This window comes from Micromonospora sp. NPDC047730 (assembly GCF_043204765.1).
GTDB lineage: Bacteria > Actinomycetota > Actinomycetes > Mycobacteriales > Micromonosporaceae > Micromonospora.
This window is the reverse complement of record NZ_JBIDCU010000011.1, coordinates 234,223-252,936: the sequence shown is the minus strand read 5'-3', so window position 1 is coordinate 252,936 and position 18,714 is coordinate 234,223. Positions and strand designations below refer to the sequence as shown.

Sequence of the window (18,714 nt, the reverse complement as noted above, 5' to 3'; positions counted from 1 at the left end):
GGCTCAGCCGAGGCGCACCTGCGCCGGCCGTTCGGGCCGGGGGGCACCGTCGAGCGTGGTGACGGCCGGGGCGACGGGCCGGGCCGGCACGATCGGGGCGTCCCGGCCGGTGCCCCGGTGGCCGTTTCCGTCGTGGCTCGACTCCTCGTGGTAGTCCTGCTCCACGTTGACCGACCAGACGTCGTGGTTCGTGCCGCAGGCGATGTTCTCGGCGGTCAGCATCGCCGTGAGCATCGAGTGGTCCTGGTTGTTGTAGCGGTGCATGCCGTTGCGGCCGACCGGGTGCACGTTCGGCACCTCCCGCGCCAGCCAGTCCCGGATCACGTCCACGTTGCGCTGGTAGCGCTCGTCGTAGACCGGGTAGGCCTTCGGCATCCGCACCACGTACCCGGCCTCGACGACGCCCGGCCGGACCAGGCCGAGCCGCTCCAGCTCGGCCGTCGCGGCGGCAACCAGCTCGGCGTCCGGCGTACGCCAGGTCTCGTCGTCCTCGAAGACGAAGTACTCCAGCCCCAGGCAGGTGCGGCCGTCCTTGACCAGGTGCGGCGACCACGACCCGAAGTTCTGGATCCGGCCGACCTTGACCGCCGGGTCGTGCACGTAGATCCAGTTGTCGGGGAACGAGAACTCCTCGGGCACCACGAGCGCGACGGTCAGGAAGTCCCGGTACCGCAGGTCGGCCGCGGCGGCCAGCACCTCCGGCGGGGCGGCCGGGCGTAGCGCGGCCACCAGTTCCGAGATCGGCATCGAGGAGACGACGTGCTCGGCGGGCTCGGTCCGCTGCCCGCCCACCCCGTTGACGGTGACCGCCACCGCCCGGCGGTGCGTCGGGTCGCGGTGCACAGCGGTCACCCAGCTGCCGGTCTCCACCCGGCCGCCGCGCCGGCGCACCTCCTCGGCGCAGCGTTCCCACATCATCCCCGGGCCGAACCTCGGATACTGGAACTCCTCGATCAGGCTGGTCACGTCCTTGCGGTTGCGCCGGGGCAGCACGGCGTTGCGCACCGCCTTGGCCAGCGACAGGTTCTTGATCCGCTGCGCGGCCCAGTCGGCCTGCAACCGGTCGGCCGGCATCCCCCAGACCTTCTCGGTGTACGTCTTGAAGAACATCGAGTACAGCCGCCAACCGAACCGGGCCGAGACCCAGCCCTCGAAGTGCGACTGGTCCTTCGGCGGGCGCAGCCGGGCCCAGGCGTACGAGCCCATGCACAGCGCCGCCTCCCGGACGCCCAGGTTGCGCAGGGCGTTCGCGGCACTCAGGGGGTAGTCGAACAGCGCGCCCCGGTAGTAGATCCGGCTCATCCTGGGCCGCAGCAGGAAGTCCTCGTCGGGCAGGATCTCGTGCCAGAACTCCTCGACCCGGGCGACCTTGGTGAAGAACCGGTGCCCGCCGATGTCGAAGCGCCACCCGTCCCGTTCGACGGTGCGGCTGATCCCGCCCACCACGTCGTCGGACTCGAACACCCGGACCGGGGCGCCCCGCCGGAGCAGCTCGTACGCCGCGGTCAGGCCCGCCGGTCCCGCGCCGATGACCACCGTGCCGCGCTGTTCGTCCATGCCGTGCCGCTCCCTGCTTCCGCCTGCCGGAGGCGGCCCGCTTACCCGGCATCGGCCCGAACTCACCCCGGATCCGGATGCCGGTTCCGCGGCCCCGGCGACCTGGCCGGGCGGCCATCCCGGCCCCGAGCGCACCGCCGGGCGGCCGGGCCGGCGCGCCGCGTACACGTGTCAAGCGCCCCGGAACGGGGATGTGGCACCGTTCTGGCGGCCGGATCGGGAGAAGCGGTGATGGACAGGTGGCGGGCCGTCACGGACGCGCGGCGGCGGGGCGGGCGCCTGCCCGCCCGGCTCGCCCGGCGTGGCCACGACCTGCGGCGCGCCGCCGCGCGGGCCGCCGACCGGGTGCCGGCGCCGTGGCTGTTCGTCGTCGGCGTCTTCCTCGGCACCAAGATCGTGCTCAGCCTCGTCGGGGTGCTCGCGTTGAGCGCCTTCGACGACGTGCCGTGGGCGCCGCCGCCGGACGAGACGACGATGCGCGAGCAGCAGCGGGCGGTCTCCGGGCACCGCGGGGTCTCGCTCTGGTTCGCCTGGGACTCGTTCCTCTACGACCACCTGGCCCGGCTCCCGCTCGACGAGCCGTGGCGGGACTTCGGCTTCCCGCTGCTCTATCCGTTCCTGGCCCGGCCGCTGGCCCCGCTGCTGGGCGGCAACACCGCGCTGGCGCTGCTGCTCGTCGCCAACGTCGCGTTCCTGCTGATGCTCTACTACGCCCACCGGCTGGGCGAGCGGCTGCTCGGCGACGACGCGGCGGCCCGCCGGTTCGTCCGCTACCTGGTGCTGCTGCCGGCCGCGTTCCTGTTCCAGGCGGCGCTGACCGAGTCGCTCTTCCTCTGCCTCGCGCTCGCCGCCTTCCACTACGCCGAGCGGCGGCGCTGGCTGCTCGTGGGCGTCGTGGGGTTCTTCCTGTCGCTGAGCCGCTCGGTCGGGTTCTTCGTGGTGCTCCCGCTGGCCCTGGTGCTGCTGCGGCAGCACGGCTACCGGCTGGGCCCGCGCGCGCTGGGGGCGTACCTCCGCGCCGGTTGGCCGCTGGTGCTGGTGCCCGCCGGCTGGCTGAGCTACATGGCGTTCTGCCGGTGGCAGAGCGGCGACTGGTTCGCCTACAAGCACGCCCAGGAGAGGGGCTGGGGCATCTCCGTGCAGAACCCGCTGGGGGTGCTGTGGCACGGCCTGACCGACTCGCCGCCGCGGGACGCCCTGCGGGTGTGGCTCGCCGTCGTGGTGCTGGTGGTCCTGGTCGCGGGCGTCCGCCACCTCGGGCTGCCCTACCTCACGTACGGGTTGATCATGGTCCTGGTGCCGCTGTCGATGGGGCCGCCGGTCTACAAGAGCCTGCTGCGCTACCTGCTCGCCGCGTTCCCGGTGGGCCTGGTGCTGGCCCGCTGGGCCCGGCACGCCAGCGCCGACGCCTGGCTGACCGCCGCCCTCGCCCTCCTCCAGGGCGCTCTCTTCGTCACCTGGCTCGCCTACTGGACCCACTTCATCATCTGAGGGGCCCGGTGCCGTCTTCACCTGACGGGCCCGGCTCTCTATGATCCCGTTGAAAACTGTCGCCGACCACCCAATCGTGGTTGGCGAAAATCTACGGGCGCGACCGGTGCGCCGGGAAGGGTTGGCATGGCGCTCTCCGCGACCGTCCTCGCCGAGCTGCGCGGCATCGTCGGCCCGGCCCACGTGCACGACGCGGCCGGCGACCTCGTGGCGTACGCCCGGGACGCGACCCCGCTCTTCTCGCACCGGCCCGACGCGGTGGTGTTCCCCGCCGACACCGCCGAGGTCGCCGCCGTGCTGGCCCTGGCCACCCGGCACGGGGTGCCGGTGGTGCCGCGCGGCGCGGGCTCCAACCTGTGCGCCGCGACCGTGCCGCTGCACGGCGGGATCGTGCTGGTGCTGACCCGGCTGAACGCGATCCTGGAGGTCAGCGCCGACGAGCTGCTGGCCCGGGTGCAGCCCGGCGTGACCAGCGCCGCGCTGGCCGACGCCGCCGCGGCGCGCGGCCTGCTCTGGGCACCCGACCCGGGCAGCCGCACCGTCGCGACCGTCGGCGGCACCATCGCCACCTGTGCCGGCGGGCTGCGCGGGCTGAAGTACGGGGTGACCCGCAACTACGTGCTGGGCCTGGAGGCGGTGCTGCCCACCGGCGAGGTCATCCGCACCGGCGGCCGGCTGTGGAAGGACGTCGCCGGGTACGACCTGACCCGGCTGCTCACCGGGTCCGAGGGCACCCTCGCGGTGATCACCGAGGCGACGGTGGCGCTGTTGCCCGCGCCCGCGTCGAGCAACACCGGGGTCGCCTACTTCCCGACGCTCGCCGAGGCGGGGGAGGCCGTCGCCCGGGTGATCCGGGCCGGCGTGGTGCCGGCGACGCTGGAGTTCCTCGACCGGGCCTGCATCACGGCGGTGGAGGACTTCGCCCACCTGGGGCTGCGCGCCGACGCGGGGGCGTTGCTCCTCTTCGGCGACGACGGCCCGCCGGACCTGGTCGCCACCCACCTCGACCGGATCGGCGCGGCCTGCGTCGACGCCGGCGCGGTGGAGGTCACCACCGCCCGCGAGGTCGCCCAGGCCGAGGCGCTGCTGGCCGCCCGCCGCTGCGCGCTGCCGGCGCTGTCCCGCCGGGGCGGGGTGACGATCCTCGAGGACGCCACCGTGCCCCGGCCGCGCATCGCCGAGATGGTCGACCGGATCGACGCGATCGCCGTCCGGCACGACGTCGCCATCGCCACCTTCGGCCACGCCGGGGACGGCAACCTGCACCCCACCTGCGTCCTCGACTCCGCCGAGGACCACGACGCGGTACGCCGGGCCGAGGCGGCCTTCGCCGACGTCTTCGCCGCCGCCCTCGACCTGGGCGGCACCATCACCGGCGAGCACGGGGTGGGGGCGGCGAAGCTGCCGTTCCTCGCTGCCCGGCTCGGCGACGACCAGCTCGCCCTGCTGCGCCGGATCAAGAGCGCCTTCGACCCGGCGGGCGTCCTCAACCCCGGAAAGCTGGGCTCGTGACAGGCGACGTGTTCAACCCGGAGCAGCTGTCCCGCTGCATCTCCTGCGGGTTCTGCCTGCCGGCCTGCCCCACGTACGCGATGACCGGCGACGAGGCGTCGTCGCCGCGCGGGCGGATCACGCTGATGCGGGCGCTGCAGGACGGCACCCTGCCCCCGGACGACGACACGCTCGCCGAGCAGTCCTCGTTCTGCCTGGGCTGCCGCGCCTGCGAACCGGTCTGCCCCGCCGGCGTGGAGTACGGCAGCCTGCTGGAGCAGTGGCGGGTCCACCAGTGGCGCGGCCCGCGCCGGCCGCTGGTGGCCCGCGCGCTGATGCTGCTGGTCGAGCAGCGGTGGGTGCTGCGGCTGCTCGGCCTGGTCCGCCGCGCCGCCCACGGCCCGGCCGCCGCCCCGTCGCCCGAGCCCGGCCCGGCCGCCGCCCCGTCGCCCGAGCCCGGCCCGACCGCCCCGCCGTCCGAGCCCGGTGCTGCCGGCGGGCCCGACGCGCAGCTCATGCTGGGCTGCGTCGAGCGGGGCCTGTTCCCGGCGGTCAGCCGGGCCGCCCGGGCGCTCGACCCGGGGCTGGCCGTCCCCACCGCGCAGGGCTGCTGCGGCGCGCTGCACGCGCACAACGGCGACCTGGCCGGCGGCGAGCGGCTGGCCGAGCGCCTCGGCGAGGACCTGCCGGGCACGATCGTCACCACCTCCGGCGGCTGCGCGGCGCACCTCGCCTCCGTGCTCGGCCGGGACCGGGTGCGCGAGCTGTCCACCTGGCTCGCCGACCGGCCCGCCGGCGCGGAGCTGCGGGTGGCCGGCCGGCGCGCCCGGGTCGCCCTGCAGGACTCCTGCCACCTGCGCAACGGCCTCGGCGTCTTCGCCGAGCCGCGGGCGCTGCTGCGCCAGGTCGCCGACTACGTGGAGCTGCCCTCGGCGGCCACCTGCTGCGGCGCCGCCGGCACGTACTCGCTGCTGCGGCCGAAGGAGTCGCGGCGGATCCTGGACGCGAAGCTCGACGAGATCGAGGCCGCCGGGGTGGATCTGGTGGTGGCGGTCAACCCGGGCTGCCTGCGGCAGCTGCGCACCGGGCTGCGCCGGCGCCGGTCCCCCGTCCGGGCCGTGCACCTGGCCGAGCTGCTCACCCGCGTCGAGCCGGCGTCCCGACCGGTCTGAGCGGGTCGGGACGCCGGCTCGCGGCCTCACTCGGTGCGGATGCCGTCCGGCCGGGTCAGCCGCCACAGCGCCGGCAGGCTGAGCCCGGTGACCAGCAGCACCACCGCCGCGCCCAGCCCGGTGGAGATGCCCAGCACCGGCCAGGCGACCGTGACCGGCTCCCGCACCATGCGCAGCAGCACCGCGCCGAGACCCAGCCCGAAGCCCACCGCCAGGACGAGCCCGATCACCACCGGCACGGCGGTCTGCCACAGCACCGACCAGCTCAGCGTGCCGCGCCGGGTGCCGACCGCGACCAGCATCGCCAGCAGCCGGCGGCGCTCCCGTAGCTGCTCCAGCACGCCGACCAGCATGCTGGCCCCGATCAGCAGCAGGGTGACCGCCGCGCCGACGTAGAGGCCGCGCCGGATGTTGACGAACTGGGTGGCCTGCGTGGTCCCGGTCAGGGTGAGCACCGAGGCGAACGGGTCGACGCCGGCGGCGACGTTGCGGACGTGCTCCAGCGTGTCCGGCCGGTCGGGCGCGAGCCGCAGGTACGCGTCCGCGCGCAACGGGCCCAGCCGGGCGGCGTCGACCGCACCGGGGGTGGCCAGCACGCTGGTCTGCGCGTGGCCGGCGGGGCCGGGACGGATCGGCGCCTCCCGGGTGTCCCGGGGGATCTGCCAGGCCGACCCGTCGACGTCCGGCACCGTGACGGTGGCGCCCGGCCGGATCTCCGCCTGCGGCGCCGTGGCGTCGCGGACCAGAAAGACGTCGCCGTCGGCGCACCCGTCGAGCCGGGCGAACTCGGCCAGCGCGGCGCAGTCGCCGACCCGCAGGTCGACCAACGTGCCGCCCCCGGCGGCCCCGACGACGGTCCGCAGGGTGGCGTTGCTGCCGGTCACGCCGGGCGCGGCGGCCAGCCGGCCCAGCGCCGCGGCGGCGTCGGGGCGGGCGGGGAACTCCACCTGCACCTGGGCCCGGGAGGTGTCCTGCCCGGTGGCGACGGTGAACCGGTCGGAGACGCCGGCGAAGAGCATCTGCAGCCCGATGGTGCCCGCCACCGCGACCGCGATGCCGTTGACCAGGCGCGCCGAGGTGGCGCTGTCGAGCTGGATGCGCCGCACCGCGAGCTGCCACGGCACGGGACCGCCGCGCAGCCGGCGTACCAGCAGGTCCGTCAACCAGGGCAGCAGGGTGACCACGCCGATCAGCAGCAGCACCGCACCGGCCGCCGTCTGCTGCTCGGCGCCCAGCGGGGCGACACCGGCGGTGCCGGCCAGCAGCAGCCCGAGCCCGGCGGCCGGCAGCAGCAGCCGCCACGCCAGCCGGCGTCGCACCGGCGTCGCGCGCCGGGTCACCCCGAGCGGCTCGACGAGCACGGTGCGCATGGACACCAGGGTCACCACGACGGCGAGCGCCGGCACCGCCACCACCACGGCGGCGACCAGCGGCAGCGGCGGGCGGACGTCCGCGGCGTACACGCTGAGGTCCATCAGGGTGACCAGCGGCACCACCTGGCGGCCGAGCGCGAAGAGCGCGCCGCCGACCGCGACGCCGAGCAGCGCGGCGGTCGCGGCCTCCCCGGCGGCGATCCGCCGGACCATCGCGGCGTCCGCGCCCACCAGCCGCAGCGCGGCCAGCCGCCGGTCGCGGCGTTCGCCGCCGAACCGCACCGCCGCGCCGAGGAAGACGGCGATGGGCAGCAGCAGGACGACGAAGATGACGACCACCAGCACCATCAGCACCGGGCCGAAGCCCTCGCCGGGCATCCCGCCGCCGAACGCGTCCAGCCGGATCGCGTCGTCGTCCGCGCTCAACCGGTCGCTGCCCAGGTAGAAGGCCAGCTCCCGGGGGCCGGCCAGGCCCTCGTCGCCGATGACCCCGGTGACCCGGGCCCCGCCCAGCCGGGGTGCGAACAGCGCGCCGTCGGCGGAGTCGAGCAGGTCGCGCAGCGCGGGGGAGACCACGACCTCGCCCGCGCGGGGCAGCGTCGCCACGCCCGGCGGCGCCGGTGCGGCCGCCCCCTCGGCCTGCAGCATCCGGCCCCGCACGGGCTGCCCCCGGAACGCGGTGTCGACCTGCCGGAGCAGCAGCGTGTTCGCGGCGGCCGGGATCGGCGCGCCCATCCGCAGGTCGTCGCGGGCGTCGCCGCGCGCCTCGCGGGCGTTCAGCGCGCCGGGCACCGCGGCGGCGAGCAGCAGCATCGCCACCCCGACCCCCACGCCGACCGCCGTCAGCACCGCCCGCAGCCAGCCGTCGCGGCCGCCGGTCAGCACCATGCGGGCGCCCATGGCCAGGTCGGCCGCGCCGTGGCGCAGCCGCGTCACGCCACGACCTCCAGGTCGCGGGTGCGGCCGTCGCGCACCACCACCTCCCGGTCGGAGTACGCGGCGACCCGCGCCTCGTGCGTCACCAGCACCACCGCCGCGCCGGTCTCCCGGGCGGCAGCGGTGAGCAGCCGCATCACCCGCTCGCCGTTGAGCGAGTCCAGTGCGCCGGTCGGCTCGTCGGCGAAGACCACCCGGGGGCGGGTGACCAGCGCCCGGGCGACCGCCACCCGCTGCCCCTGCCCGCCCGAGACCTCGCCGGGCCGTTTGCCGGCCACCTCGGCGACCTCCAGGCGGTCCAGCCACTCGGCGGCCCGGCGCTCCGCCTCGCGGCGGCCGACCCGGTCCAGCCGCAGCGGCAGCGCCACGTTCTCCAGGCAGGTCAGTTCCGGCACGAGCTGACCGAACTGGAAGACGAAGCCGAACGACTCCCGGCGCAGCGCGCTGCGCTCGGCGTCGGTGAGGGTCGCGAGGTCACGGCCGGCGAAGAGCACGCGGCCGGAGTCGGGTCGGACGATGCCGGCGAGGCAGTGCAGCAGGGTGGACTTGCCGGAGCCCGAGGAGCCCATCACGGCGAGCACCTCCCCCTCGTGGACGCGCAGGCTGGCGCCGTCGAGCGCCCGGGTGGGGCCGAAGGAGCGGTGCAGGTCCTCGGCGACCAGCAGCGGCGCGGTCACGACCGGACCGCCGCGGCGAGGTCGTCGAGACGGGCGGCGGTCAGCTCCAGCCAGCGCAGGTCGGCCTCCAGGTGGAACAGAGCATGGTCGCAGATCAGCTGCTCGGCGAGGTCGCCGTCGCGCTTGCGGCGGGTCAGCTCGCGCATCAGCCGCAGGTGCTCGCCGCGCTGCACGTCGAGCAGGTCGGCGGCGGAACGGCCGGTCAGCAGGGCCAGCACCACCTTGGTGTAGAGGATGCTCTGCAGGTACGGCTCGGGCTTCTCCGCCCGGGCCAGCCACTGCCCGACATCGGTGACGCCGGCTTCGGTGATCGCGTACCGCTTGCGCTCCGGGCCCTCGCCGGGCTCGACCGCCTCCACCTCCACCAGGCCGCTGCGCAGCAGGCGGGAGAGGGTGGCGTAGACCTGCCCGTACGCGAGCGGGCGGGCGTGGCCGAAGCGCTCGTCGTAGAGGCGTTTGATGTCGTAGCCGTGGCGGGGGGTGGCCTCCAGCAGGCCGAGGAAGGTCTGTCCGATCGACATGTCGGGCACTATACACATCACGTATACGCGGTGTGTATACCGGTAGGGTGTGGCGGTATCCGTCGCATGGGAGGTCACGTGTTCGCCCTGTCCCTGACCGAGGACGTCGAGATGCGTCCCCTCGAACCCTGGCGGGCCGAGGAGTTCCTCGCCCACCTGGACCGGGCCCGCGAGCACATCGCGCCCTGGGTGTCGCCGGCGTTCGTGGCCACCGACCTCGACTCCGCCCGGGCCGTGCTCCAGCGCCACGCCGACCGGTGGGCGCGCGGCGCCGGCGGCATCTGGGGCCTGTGGCGACAGGGCACCCTGGTCGGCGGGGTCCTGTTCGTCTCGCTCGACACGGCGACGGGCGTCTGCGAGGCGGGCTGTTGGTTGGAGCCCGCCGCCGAGGGTCACGGGCTGGTCAGCCGGGCGGTGGAGCGGATCGTCGACTGGGCCGTCGAGGAGCGGGGCATCCACCGGGTCGAGTGGCGCACCAACGCCCGCAACGCCCGCAGCATCGCCACCGCCAAGCGGCTGGGCATGCGCCACGACGGGACGCTGCGCGAGGTCTACCCCGGCCCGGACGGGCGGATCGACCTTCAGGTGTGGTCGGTGCTGGCGCCCGAGTGGCGGGCCCGCCGGTCAGACGTGGGCGAGCGCCGCGTCGAGTGAGCGGGGCACCCGGTCCGGCTCCAGCGCGCGCACCAGCAGCTTGGCGTACGCGCTCTTGCGGCCGGACCGGGTGCCGAGGAACCGGCGCAGCTGCGCCTCGACGGCGCGCCCCTGCTGGGCCGGCTGCCGCTGGAACAGCTGGAACGTGCGCAGCTCACCCTCGGCGGCGATGACCTTCCGCACCCCGGCCACGCCGACCGCGCGGATCAGCTCGTCCTCCAGGTCGGCCACGCAGGCGTGGAACCCCAGGGCCGCCAGGCCGGACCGGGACAGGCCGGCACCGAGGCCGCACCGTTCCAGCCCCCGCCGGAAGAAGCCCTCCTCGGCGTCGTCGTAGAGACCCGCCAGCCGCAGCCCGCGTCCGGACGGGCCGAACAGGTCGAGGAAGTGGCCGATGTTCGTCGCGCCGTCCATCGACACCACCCGTACGCCGTCGGCGTCGAGGTCCCGGCCCCGCCTGGCGGCGAGGGTCTCCAGCGCTACCCGGTCGCTCCTGCCCTCGACGAGCACCACGGCCCGCGCGTCGATCCCGACCGTCAGCTCGTGGACGCTCCGCACGTTGGCCACCCCGTCTCCTGGTACGTCGCCCGCCGGGTCGCACGTTCCGGGCGTGCGCCCGGCCCGGATCAGTCAGGGGATCGTGGCCCGGCGTGCCCGGCGGTGCAAGCGAGTTGCGGCGGGGCCGGGTCGGCGGCGCGTACGGGGCGCGCCGCCGAGCCGGGGTCAGCGCCGGCCTTCGCGGCGCCTCAGCGTGCGCTCGTAGTCCTGGAACCGCGCCTTGGCGATGACCGAGCGGTCCGCGGCGCGGAGCACGAGCCCCTCGGACCGGCCGGCCGGCCCGTCCAGGGCCACCGTGGTCCGCGGCAGGTGGTCGACGAGGAACGTGTGGGTCTTGTCGATCTCGCGCGGCAGTTCCCCGGCGGCGACGGTGGCGAGGCGGGGCACGGTCGCCAGGCCCAGCGCGTCGGCCCGCGCGACGAGGTCGGTCTCGCCGAGGAAGCGCTGGCCGCCGCCGTCGCGCCAGGCCGAGATCCGCTGGGCCGGCCAGGAGAGCATCGGCGCGGGGTCGTCCAGCACCGCCACGTCGAACAGCCGGTGCCCGACCTGGCGGCTGGCCGTGTAGTGCCGGGAGGCGGCAGTCACCTTGCCGCCGTACACCTCGAGGTAGAAGACGGTGACCCGGTCGTCGGCCGCCGCGCCGGTCAGCCGCTCGGCCACGTCGCGCAGCGCGTCGACGATGCCGAGCGCCGGGTTGCCGATCAGGTCGCCGCGCGCGTACAGCAACTCCTCCCGGCTGCCGATCAGGTACGCGCCGTCGGGCAGCACGACGATCCGGGCGTTCGTCCCGTCGATCTTCTCGGTGAGGGTGACCGGCCCGGTGAACTCGACGCACTCCGCCAACAGCCCGCCGTCGCGGGGGTCGAGGGCGTGGTAGGTCGGGATCGACGGGTACTTGGTCAGCGAGTTGATGGCCCGCAGGTCGACCGTCCGGACGTCGAGGCTGGACACGGCATCCTCCTGGGTGGCAGCTTCGCCGCACCGGGCTGCGGCGCGGCGCCGGGCGGGCAGCGTAACCGCCCGAGACGGGGCGTCTCGCGGCAGTTTTCGGCCCGCCGTGTCCACCCTGGACCGCCGAGGGGCGGAAATGTCGTACCCGGCGGCGACCATCCATCCATGGCTGTCCCCGCTCTCACCCCGCACACCGACCAGCCGCGTTCGGTGCCGCTGCGCGAGGCGCGCACCCGGTTCACCCAGCTCGTCGCGCTGGCCGAGCTGACCGACGCCGTCACCGTCGTCACCCGCGACGGCGATCCCCGACCGGTCGCGGCGATCGTGCCGGCCGCCGCCGCCCGCACGGCCGCCCAGGCCCGCGCCGACGCGGACCGCCTCGCCGCCGTGACCGCCGGCTGGGCCCGCCGGCTCGACGAGGCGCACCGGCGCAGCAGCCGGCGGCACTCCGCCGAGCTGCGCGCGGTCACCGCCGCCCTCGCCGAGGCGTGGGCCGAGCTCGACCGCCGCGTCCGGCCGGGCAGCGACCCCGACCTCGCCCGGCTGCGCGCCGCCCACGCCGACCTGCTGGCCGCCGACCCCGCGCCCTGACGCCGGCGGCCCCGCGCCGTGTCGCCGGCGGCCCCGCGCCGTGTCGCCGGCGGCCCCGCGCCGTGACAACTGGCGGCACCGTACCGTGACGCCAGCGCCGCCGTGACGCGCGGCGGCGCCGTGTCCCGCTGGCGTCGTCAGACGGCCGGGTACGCGTGGGTCTCCGCCGCCTTGACGGCGGCCCAGACCGGCTGCCCCGGAGCCAGCCGGAGCTGGGCGGCGGCGGCCGGAGTGACGTCCGCTGCCACCTCGACCGGCCCGTCGAGCCGCACCCGCAGGTTGTCTCCGTGCCGCTGCACCCCGGCCACCGTCGCCGCCCAGGTGTTGCGCGGGCTGCCCTCCGGCCGGGACGGGTGCAGGGCCACCGCCGACGGCCGGAAGGCGACGAACGCGTCCCCGACGATCCGGTCGGCGACGGTGAGGGTCAGCCCGTCGGCGACCCGGACGCGGTGCCCGTCGGCGCGGCCCCGGTGCAGGTTCAGCCCGACCAGCCGGGCCACGTAGTCGGTGCGGGGCCGCGCGGTGACCGTCGCGGCGTCCCCCTCCTGCACCACCCGTCCCTCCTCGACGATCACCAGCCGGTCGGCCAGCACCAGGGCGTCCAGCGGATCGTGGGTCACCAGCAGGGTGGCCCCCGGGTGCGCGGCGAGGTGCCGGTGCAGCTCGGCCCGGGTGTCCAGCCTGGTGCGTGCGTCGAGGGCGGCGAGCGGCTCGTCCAGCAGCAGCAGCGCCGGCGCGACGGCGAGCGCGCGGGCCAGCGCCACCCGCTGCGCCTGCCCGCCGGAGAGCTGCCGGGGCCGGCGGTGGGCGTGCTCGGCCAGGCCGACCCGGTCCAGCCAGGCGCGGGCGGTCTCCCGGGCGGTGCGCCGGTCGGCGCCGTGCCGCCGCGGCCCGAACGCCACGTTGTCCAGGGCCGTGAGGTGCGGGAAGAGCAGGTAGTCCTGGAACACCACGCCGACGGGTCGGCGCTCCGTCGGCGTCCAGGCGCGCCGTGCCGGCCGGTCCAGGTCGACGCCGTCGAGGGTGAGGTGGCCGGCGGTCAGGGGGAGCAGGCCCGCGAGGGCCCGCAGCGCGGTGGTCTTGCCCGCGCCGTTGGGGCCGAGCAGCGCGACGACCTCGCCGGCGGCGACCCGCAACGGCACGTCGAGGCGGAATCCGCCCCGGTCCACGACGAGGTGGGCGTCGAGCAGGGGCGCGCTCACGGGCTGGTGATCCAGCGGTCGCGCAGCCCGGCCAGGATGGCCACCGAGACGGTGAGCAGGACGAGGCTGAGCACCACGGCGGCCTGCACGTCCGTCTCCAGCGCCAGGTAGACCGCCAGCGGCATGGTCTGCGTCCGGCCGGGATAGTTGCCCGCGAAGGTGATGGTGGCGCCGAACTCGCCGAGCGCCCGGGCCCAGCACAGCACCGCCCCGGCCGCCAGGCCGGGGGCCACCAGGGGCAGGGTGACGTGGGTGAACGTCGTCCACCGGCCCGCGCCGAGGGTCGCCGCCGCCTCCTCGTACCGGCGGTCCGCGCCGCGCAGCGCGCCCTCGACGGCGATGACGAGGAACGGCATCGCGACGAACGCCTCGGCCAGCACGACGCCGGCGGTGGTGAACGGCAGGGTGATCCCGAAGGTCGCGTCGAGCCAGCCGCCGAGCAGCCCCCGCCGGCCGAAGACCAGCAGCAGCGCCACCCCGCCGACCACGGGCGGCAGCACCAGCGGCACGGTGACGAGGGCGCGTACCAGGCGGCGGCCGGGAAACTCGACGCGGGCCAGCAGCCACGCCAGCGGCACCCCGAGCAGCAGGCAGAGCAGGGTGGCGAGGGTGGCGGTCAGCAGGGACAGCCGCAGCGCGGTGAGCACGCCCGGCTCGGTGAGCCGCTGCGGCAGGGTGGCCCACGGCGTACGGGCCAGCAGCCCGACCAGGGGCAGGACGAGGAACGCCAGGCCGAGCACGGCCGGCAGCAGCAACGCGACCGGCACCCCGGTGCCCCGCCGTCGCCGCACGCCGTCGGTCCGCCTCACGGCGCCTGGAAGCCGGCCTCGGTGAGCACCGTCCGCCCTCGCTCCGAGCGGACGTACGCGACGAAGGCCCGCCCGCCGTCCCGGTTGGGCGCGTCCCGCAGCGCCACGATCGGGTAGTCGTTGACGGCGCGGGCGGACTCGGGGAACTCGACGGCGGTCACGTCGGCCGCGGCGGCCAGCGCGTCCGTGCGGTAGACGAGGGCCGCGTCGACCTCGCCGAGGCGCACCTTCGACAGCGCGCCCCGGACGTCCTGCTCCAGGGTGACCGGGGTGAGGCTGACCGAGGCGGCGTCGAGCGCCGTGCGCGCCGCCGCGCCGCAGGGCACCTGCTCGGCGCAGAGCGCGACGGTCAGCCCGGGGCGGGTCAGGTCGGCCAGCCCGGTCACGCCGCGCGGGTTGCCCTTCGGCACGGCGACGACGAGCTGGTTGCGGGCGAAGACGGCGGGGTCGCCGTCGGCGTTGCCGGCCTCGGTGACCGTGGCCATGTTCCGCGTCGCCGCCGAGGCGAACACGTCGGCGGGCGCGCCCTGGTTGATCTGGGCGGCCAGCGCCGAGCTGCCGGCGAAGTTGAAGACCACGGTGGTGCCCGGGTGGGCCGCCTCGAAGTCCCGGCCGAGCCGGGTGAACGACTCGGTCAGCGAGGCCGCGGCGAACACCGTCACCGTGCCGCCGACGCCCGTGCCGCCGGCCGGGCCCCCGGCGGCCGAGCCCTCGCCGCCGCAGCCCGCCAGGCCCGCGAGGGCGAGCACCGCCGCCACCGTACGCAGCCAGCGCCGGCCCGGGCGTCCGGGCCGTGGCCGAGGTGTCGCCGTCACGATGTCTGCCTTCCCTTGCTGCTGGCCGGGGTGGTGGCCCGTTCCACCACCACCGTGGTCGACTTGATCACCGCGACGGCCAGCGAGCCGACCCGCAGGTCCAGCTCGTCGACGGCCTCCCGGCTCATCAGCGAGACGATCCGGAACGGCCCGGCCTGGATGTCGACCTGCGCCATGACGGTGTCCTTGACGACGTTGACCACGATGCCGCGCAGCCGGTTGCGGGCCGAGGAGGAGTCCGACCGCTCGTCGGGGTCGGCGGCCTGCCCACGCGCGAACGCGGCGAGGTCGACCCCGTCGATCACCCGGTGCCCGTGCTCGTCGCGGCCGGCGGTGAGCCGGCCGGCGTCCACCCACCGGCGCACGGTGTCGGCGCTGACCCCGAGCAGCTCGGCCGCCTCGCCGATGCGGAACGTCGTCACCGGCCCATCCTAACCATCCGGCAGATGCGATGAGTTGGCCCCCTCTGCCCTCGCGATTGCCGCCTCCTGGGCGGCTGGCCCTGGCGTTCGCGAGAGGCGGCACGCATCACCCGGGGCGTCGACACGGGCGGTGTCGGTCGCTTTCCGTACTGTCGCGGCGGTGCGGCGTGGACCACAATGGAGGGCTCGCGCGGGCGGCGACCGGGAGGCCGAGTTGGGTCAGGACAAGGAGACCGGCGGCGACTCGCCGGGGCTGCCGGCCGTGGCGGCGGCGTCCGGTGGCGTGTCGCGGTCCCGGCAGGTGCGCCTGGCGGCGCTGCTGCTCCTGCTGGTGGTGGTCGCGGTCGCCGCGGTGCGGGTGATCGTCGCCAGCGGCCCGCCCACCTGGGACGAGCTGCGCGAGCGGGCCGGGCTGACCAACCGCGACAGGCTGCTCATCGGGGTGAAGGACGACCAGCCCGGGGTGGCGCAGAAACTGGAGAACGGCGCGTTCGAGGGCTTCGACATCGACATCGCCTACATGATCGCCGAGGACCTGGGCTTCGACGCGCCGGAGGTGACGCTGCTGCCGATCGAGAGCGAGGACCGGGCCCGACGGCAGGCCCGCGACACCGACGGCAGCTTCGTCACGGTCGACCTGGTCATCGCCTCCTACAGCATCACCGAGGAGCGCCGGGACCAGGGCGTGGTCTTCTCCTTCCCCTACCTGGAGACCGAGCAGTCGGTGCTGACGCGGGCGTCCGACCGCCGGCAGGTCGCCAGCCTGCGGGACCTCGACAAGGCGAAGGTCTGCACGCTGGGGACGTCCACCTCGGAGCAGCGCCTGCGCGAGGCGGGCGCGAACCCGATCGGTCGCAACCGGATCAGCCAGTGCGTCCAGGCGCTCTACGACGGCGAGGTCGACGCCGTCACCACCGACGCGGCGATCCTGGCCGGCTTCGTGGGCCCGCGTCCGCCCGGCGAGCTGCCGCCGGCGACGAAGCTGCTGCGGCGTACGGAGTTGCGGCACTGGGACATCGGCGCGGACGCGGCGGAGAAGTGGGGGGTGAACACGGGGCCCAACCCGGCGATGCGGGACCTCGTCAACCTCTCCCTCTACCAGTCGGCGAAGGGCCCGGACGGCGACCGGTGGAAGGCGGCGTTCGACCGCTATCTGGCCTCGGAGCAGCAGTACAGCAACCCGCAGCAGGTGGCGGTCGGCCGGCAGCCGGAGCCCGAGGAGAAGGTGGAGGTGCGGCAGTGGCCGTGGGAGAGATGGGCGCTGCCGTCTCCGAGCCGGCCGCCGTCGGGCGTCCGGACCGCCGCCCGGGCACGAAGCAGGCGCAACAGGCGCAGCAGTGGCTGCTGACGCTGCTGCCCGCGTTCCCGGTGCTGCTGCTCGTGCTGCGGCTGTGGCGGCTCAGCCGGCAGGACATGCCGACGATGCTGCTGCTGGTGCAGTACGTCAGCCCGCTCGGGCTGCTCAGCGCCCTGCTGATCGCGCTGGTGTGGGCGTTTCCGCTCGTCGTGCTGGTGCTGGCCGTCCTCGGCCGGCTGCTCCAGGTCAGCGCGCCTGACCGGTTCGACCCCGAACGCTCGCTGCTCGCCTACGGCACCGTGCGTACCCCCGGCTGGGTCCTGGTGGCGGCGATCGCGCTGGCGGCCCTCACCTGGCAGTTGCGGTTCCTGCCGCTGCTGTTGATGCTCGCCCTCTGGCTGCTGGCGCTGCGGACCCGGCTGCGCCACCCGGACCGGCCCCGCCGGCTCCTGGTCACCGGCCTGCTGCTGCCCGTCGTCGCGGGGGCCGCGAGCTACGCGTGCCTGGCGCCGGCCGTCCTGGCCGCCGCCCGGCACGGGGAGCTGGCCACGGCCCTGCTGCTGGTCGTGCCGCCGCTGGGGGCGGCGGTGCTCACCGGCCCGGTGCCGCGCCCGGTCGCCCCGGCGCTGACCCGCACCCTGGCGTACGCGGTGGCGGCGGTGGTGCCGCTGGTGATGGGGGTGGTCTTCCTGCGGGTCCCGCTGCTGCCCGCCGTCGCCGTGGAGGTCGGCGCCGAGTCGGGCCCGGCCCGGGAGGTGGTACGCGGCCAGGCGGTCACCGTCACCGACCGGATGACGATCGTGCTCAACGCTCGGGGCGAGGTGCGCTTCCTGCCCAACGACCTGGTACGCGGCCAGCGGCTCTGCCCCGATCCCGGGCGGATCCCGGTCAGCCGGGTCGACGTGTACGGCTGGCCGGTGGAGGAGACGGCGCTGGACTGGATGATCCCCCGGCAGCCGGTGGGCCGGCCGGACCCGCGCTGCCTCGGCCGCCTGCCGGCCCCCGGTCCCGCCGCCCCGCCCGCGCCGCCCTCCCCGGGCCCCCGCTGACCCGACGCGGGCCGCGTGTCCGCGGCCGGTCCGTCGACCGGCGGGCGGAACGGCGTCCCGTCCCGCCCGCGGTCGCGCGACCGGGCGGGTCAGCAGTTGCGCAGCTCGGGGGACTGGTTGAGCAGCTGGCCCCGGGCGGAGACGAACCGCCGGTAGGCGTCGGAGTCGACGGCGGCCGGGCGGAACGCGGCGACCCGGTGGCAGTTCTGGAACGCGAGCTTCACCTGGAAGTGCCGCTCCAGCCCGGCCCGGATGGCGTCGCTGGCGAGCGCCCGCAGCAGTTGGCCGCGCTCGGCGTCGCCGGGCGGCGGGATCACGTTGTCGGCGTGGTCCGTGCCGGTGGACTCCAGCTCGGCGACCACCCGGCTGACGGTCTGCCAGGCGTACGGCAGCGAGTCGCGGACGCAGGCGATGAACTCGGTGTCGTCGACGGGGCCGCGCTCGGCGGCGTCGAGCAGGGCGGGGGAGACGGTGAGAGACATGCTTCTCCTCGGGCTCACTGATAATGACTACGATTGCCATTACCGACTCGCGTCGAGCAGACCACGGGCGGCGACGCCCCGTCAAGCACCGACAGGCGCGCCGCGGCGACGCAGCGTGACGTGGCGCCACCGCAGGCGGTGAACCAGGAAAGAGGTGGTGGCCGGCGGTCAGCCCCGCCGGGTGGTGCGGCCCTTGAGGCGGCGGCCCAGCTCGCGGGCGATCTCCCGGTCGGCGTCCCGCGCGGCCAGCGCCTGCCGCTTGTCGTACGACTTCCGGCCCTTGGCCAGGGCGAGTTCGACCTTCGCCCAGCCGCCCGCGAAGTACATCGACAGCGGCGCCAGGGTCAGCCCGCCCTCGCGGGTCTTCTCCAGGATCCGGGCGATCTCCACCCGGCGCAGCAGCAGCTTGCGGGTCCGTCGGGGCGCGTGGTTGGTCCAGCTGCCGAAGCCGTACTCGGCGATGTGCAGGCCGTGCAGCATGAGCTCGCCGTCGTGTTCCTGGGCGAACGCGTCGACCAGCGACGCCCGGCCCTCGCGCAGCGACTTGACCTCCGTGCCGGCCAGCACGATGCCCGCCTCGTAGGTCTTCAGGATCGTGTAGTCGTGCCGCGCCTTCTTGTTCGAGGCGATCAGCGTGCGCTCGGTCTGCCGGCCCGCGTTCACCCG

The 18,714-nt window shown here is 75.7% G+C and carries 19 protein-coding genes; 7 read left to right on the top strand and 12 right to left on the bottom strand.

What is annotated here, in order from left to right; genetic code table 11:
• Positions 1–3: 3 nt before the first annotated feature.
• The gene (locus tag ACGF5G_RS24485; protein ID WP_393266553.1) at positions 4–1,557 is read right to left on the bottom strand and encodes an NAD(P)/FAD-dependent oxidoreductase; all 1,554 of its coding nucleotides are present in this window, start codon (positions 1,555–1,557) and stop codon (positions 4–6) included.
• Between the two features lie 231 nt (positions 1,558–1,788).
• Here ACGF5G_RS24485 and ACGF5G_RS24480 point away from each other — a divergent pair, with 231 nt between their 5' ends.
• The 3 genes from ACGF5G_RS24480 to ACGF5G_RS24470 all read left to right on the top strand — a co-directional run bounded on the left by ACGF5G_RS24480 (position 1,789) and on the right by ACGF5G_RS24470 (position 5,711).
• The gene (locus tag ACGF5G_RS24480; protein WP_393266550.1) at positions 1,789–3,048 is read left to right on the top strand and encodes a hypothetical protein; all 1,260 of its coding nucleotides are present in this window, start codon (positions 1,789–1,791) and stop codon (positions 3,046–3,048) included.
• A gap of 126 nt (positions 3,049–3,174) precedes the next feature.
• A complete protein-coding gene (locus ACGF5G_RS24475) occupies positions 3,175–4,560 on the top strand; it encodes an FAD-binding oxidoreductase (protein WP_393266547.1) in 1,386 nt (461 codons plus the stop codon).
• Positions 4,557–5,711: a (Fe-S)-binding protein gene (locus tag ACGF5G_RS24470; RefSeq protein WP_393266545.1), complete on the top strand. Its 1,155-nt coding sequence runs from the start codon at positions 4,557–4,559 to the stop codon at positions 5,709–5,711. The genes ACGF5G_RS24475 and ACGF5G_RS24470 overlap by 4 nt, the downstream gene beginning before the upstream one ends.
• 26 nt (positions 5,712–5,737) lie before the next feature.
• Here ACGF5G_RS24470 and ACGF5G_RS24465 read toward each other — a convergent pair whose 3' ends face one another.
• From ACGF5G_RS24465 to ACGF5G_RS24455, 3 genes are read right to left on the bottom strand one after another with little or no spacing between them, the layout of a single operon-like run.
• On the bottom strand, positions 5,738–8,020 hold the full coding sequence (locus ACGF5G_RS24465; protein ID WP_393266543.1) for an ABC transporter permease: 2,283 nt from the start codon (positions 8,018–8,020) through the stop codon (positions 5,738–5,740).
• On the bottom strand, positions 8,017–8,697 hold the full coding sequence (locus tag ACGF5G_RS24460; RefSeq protein WP_393266541.1) for an ABC transporter ATP-binding protein: 681 nt from the start codon (positions 8,695–8,697) through the stop codon (positions 8,017–8,019). Before ACGF5G_RS24460 ends, ACGF5G_RS24465 begins: the two co-directional genes overlap by 4 nt.
• Positions 8,694–9,218 carry a PadR family transcriptional regulator gene (locus tag ACGF5G_RS24455; RefSeq protein WP_393266538.1) on the bottom strand — a complete coding sequence of 175 codons (525 nt, stop codon included), beginning with the start codon at positions 9,216–9,218 and terminating at the stop codon, positions 8,694–8,696. The genes ACGF5G_RS24460 and ACGF5G_RS24455 overlap by 4 nt, the downstream gene beginning before the upstream one ends.
• A gap of 78 nt (positions 9,219–9,296) precedes the next feature.
• Here ACGF5G_RS24455 and ACGF5G_RS24450 point away from each other — a divergent pair, with 78 nt between their 5' ends.
• Positions 9,297–9,872 (top strand): GNAT family N-acetyltransferase, encoded by a 576-nt coding sequence (locus tag ACGF5G_RS24450; protein ID WP_393266535.1) that lies wholly within the window; start codon positions 9,297–9,299, stop codon positions 9,870–9,872.
• On the opposite strand, the gene ACGF5G_RS24445 is transcribed toward ACGF5G_RS24450, so the two are convergent.
• Together ACGF5G_RS24445 and ACGF5G_RS24440 are read right to left on the bottom strand one after the other, a co-directional pair.
• Complete coding sequence (locus ACGF5G_RS24445) at positions 9,843–10,439, bottom strand: TOPRIM nucleotidyl transferase/hydrolase domain-containing protein (protein ID WP_393266533.1); 597 nt, start codon at positions 10,437–10,439, stop codon at positions 9,843–9,845. The genes ACGF5G_RS24450 and ACGF5G_RS24445 overlap by 30 nt on opposite strands.
• A 156-nt stretch (positions 10,440–10,595) precedes the next feature.
• Positions 10,596–11,381, bottom strand: a complete 786-nt coding sequence (locus tag ACGF5G_RS24440; RefSeq protein ID WP_393266530.1) for an RNA ligase family protein — start codon at positions 11,379–11,381, stop codon at positions 10,596–10,598.
• A 165-nt stretch (positions 11,382–11,546) separates the two neighbouring features.
• Here ACGF5G_RS24440 and ACGF5G_RS24435 point away from each other — a divergent pair, with 165 nt between their 5' ends.
• On the top strand, positions 11,547–11,972 hold the full coding sequence (locus ACGF5G_RS24435) for a type II toxin-antitoxin system Phd/YefM family antitoxin (RefSeq protein WP_357701938.1): 426 nt from the start codon (positions 11,547–11,549) through the stop codon (positions 11,970–11,972).
• 137 nt (positions 11,973–12,109) lie between these two features.
• Here the strand turns inward: ACGF5G_RS24435 and ACGF5G_RS24430 are convergent, their stop codons facing one another.
• From ACGF5G_RS24430 to ACGF5G_RS24415, 4 genes are read right to left on the bottom strand one after another with little or no spacing between them, the layout of a single operon-like run.
• The gene (locus ACGF5G_RS24430; RefSeq protein WP_393266527.1) at positions 12,110–13,174 is read right to left on the bottom strand and encodes an ABC transporter ATP-binding protein; all 1,065 of its coding nucleotides are present in this window, start codon (positions 13,172–13,174) and stop codon (positions 12,110–12,112) included.
• Positions 13,171–13,983 carry an ABC transporter permease gene (locus tag ACGF5G_RS24425; protein WP_393266526.1) on the bottom strand — a complete coding sequence of 271 codons (813 nt, stop codon included), beginning with the start codon at positions 13,981–13,983 and terminating at the stop codon, positions 13,171–13,173. The genes ACGF5G_RS24430 and ACGF5G_RS24425 overlap by 4 nt, the downstream gene beginning before the upstream one ends.
• A complete protein-coding gene (gene modA, locus ACGF5G_RS24420) occupies positions 13,980–14,750 on the bottom strand; it encodes a molybdate ABC transporter substrate-binding protein (protein ID WP_393266610.1) in 771 nt (256 codons plus the stop codon). Before modA ends, ACGF5G_RS24425 begins: the two co-directional genes overlap by 4 nt.
• Positions 14,751–14,794: 44 nt before the next feature.
• Complete coding sequence (locus tag ACGF5G_RS24415) at positions 14,795–15,220, bottom strand: molybdopterin-binding protein (protein WP_393266523.1); 426 nt, start codon at positions 15,218–15,220, stop codon at positions 14,795–14,797.
• Between the two features lie 214 nt (positions 15,221–15,434).
• On the opposite strand from ACGF5G_RS24415, the gene ACGF5G_RS24410 reads away from it, so the two are divergent.
• Both ACGF5G_RS24410 and ACGF5G_RS24405 read left to right on the top strand, forming a co-directional pair.
• Positions 15,435–16,568, top strand: coding sequence for a transporter substrate-binding domain-containing protein (locus tag ACGF5G_RS24410; RefSeq protein WP_393266521.1), 1,134 nt, complete (start codon positions 15,435–15,437; stop codon positions 16,566–16,568).
• Positions 16,460–17,566 carry a hypothetical protein gene (locus tag ACGF5G_RS24405; RefSeq protein WP_393266519.1) on the top strand — a complete coding sequence of 369 codons (1,107 nt, stop codon included), beginning with the start codon at positions 16,460–16,462 and terminating at the stop codon, positions 17,564–17,566. The genes ACGF5G_RS24410 and ACGF5G_RS24405 overlap by 109 nt, the downstream gene beginning before the upstream one ends.
• An 89-nt stretch (positions 17,567–17,655) precedes the next feature.
• On the opposite strand, the gene ACGF5G_RS24400 is transcribed toward ACGF5G_RS24405, so the two are convergent.
• A complete protein-coding gene (locus ACGF5G_RS24400) occupies positions 17,656–18,048 on the bottom strand; it encodes an SCO5389 family protein (protein WP_393266516.1) in 393 nt (130 codons plus the stop codon).
• Positions 18,049–18,216: 168 nt separating this feature from the next.
• Positions 18,217–18,711, bottom strand: coding sequence for an SsrA-binding protein SmpB (gene smpB / locus ACGF5G_RS24395; RefSeq protein WP_393266514.1), 495 nt, complete (start codon positions 18,709–18,711; stop codon positions 18,217–18,219).
• Between the last annotated feature and the right edge of the window lie 3 nt (positions 18,712–18,714).

What these genes read in the sequence shown, in the direction of transcription:
- ACGF5G_RS24485 (WP_393266553.1), bottom strand. Translation starts at nt 1,557, where the DNA reads ATGGACGAACAGCGCGGCACGGTGGTCATCGGCGCGGGACCGGCGGGC.
- ACGF5G_RS24480 (WP_393266550.1), top strand. Translation starts at nt 1,789, where the DNA reads ATGGACAGGTGGCGGGCCGTCACGGACGCGCGGCGGCGGGGCGGGCGC.
- ACGF5G_RS24475 (WP_393266547.1), top strand. Translation starts at nt 3,175, where the DNA reads ATGGCGCTCTCCGCGACCGTCCTCGCCGAGCTGCGCGGCATCGTCGGC.
- ACGF5G_RS24455 (WP_393266538.1), bottom strand. Translation starts at nt 9,218, where the DNA reads ATGTCGATCGGACAGACCTTCCTCGGCCTGCTGGAGGCCACCCCCCGC.
- ACGF5G_RS24435 (WP_357701938.1), top strand. Translation starts at nt 11,547, where the DNA reads ATGGCTGTCCCCGCTCTCACCCCGCACACCGACCAGCCGCGTTCGGTG.
- ACGF5G_RS24400 (WP_393266516.1), bottom strand. Translation starts at nt 18,048, where the DNA reads ATGTCTCTCACCGTCTCCCCCGCCCTGCTCGACGCCGCCGAGCGCGGC.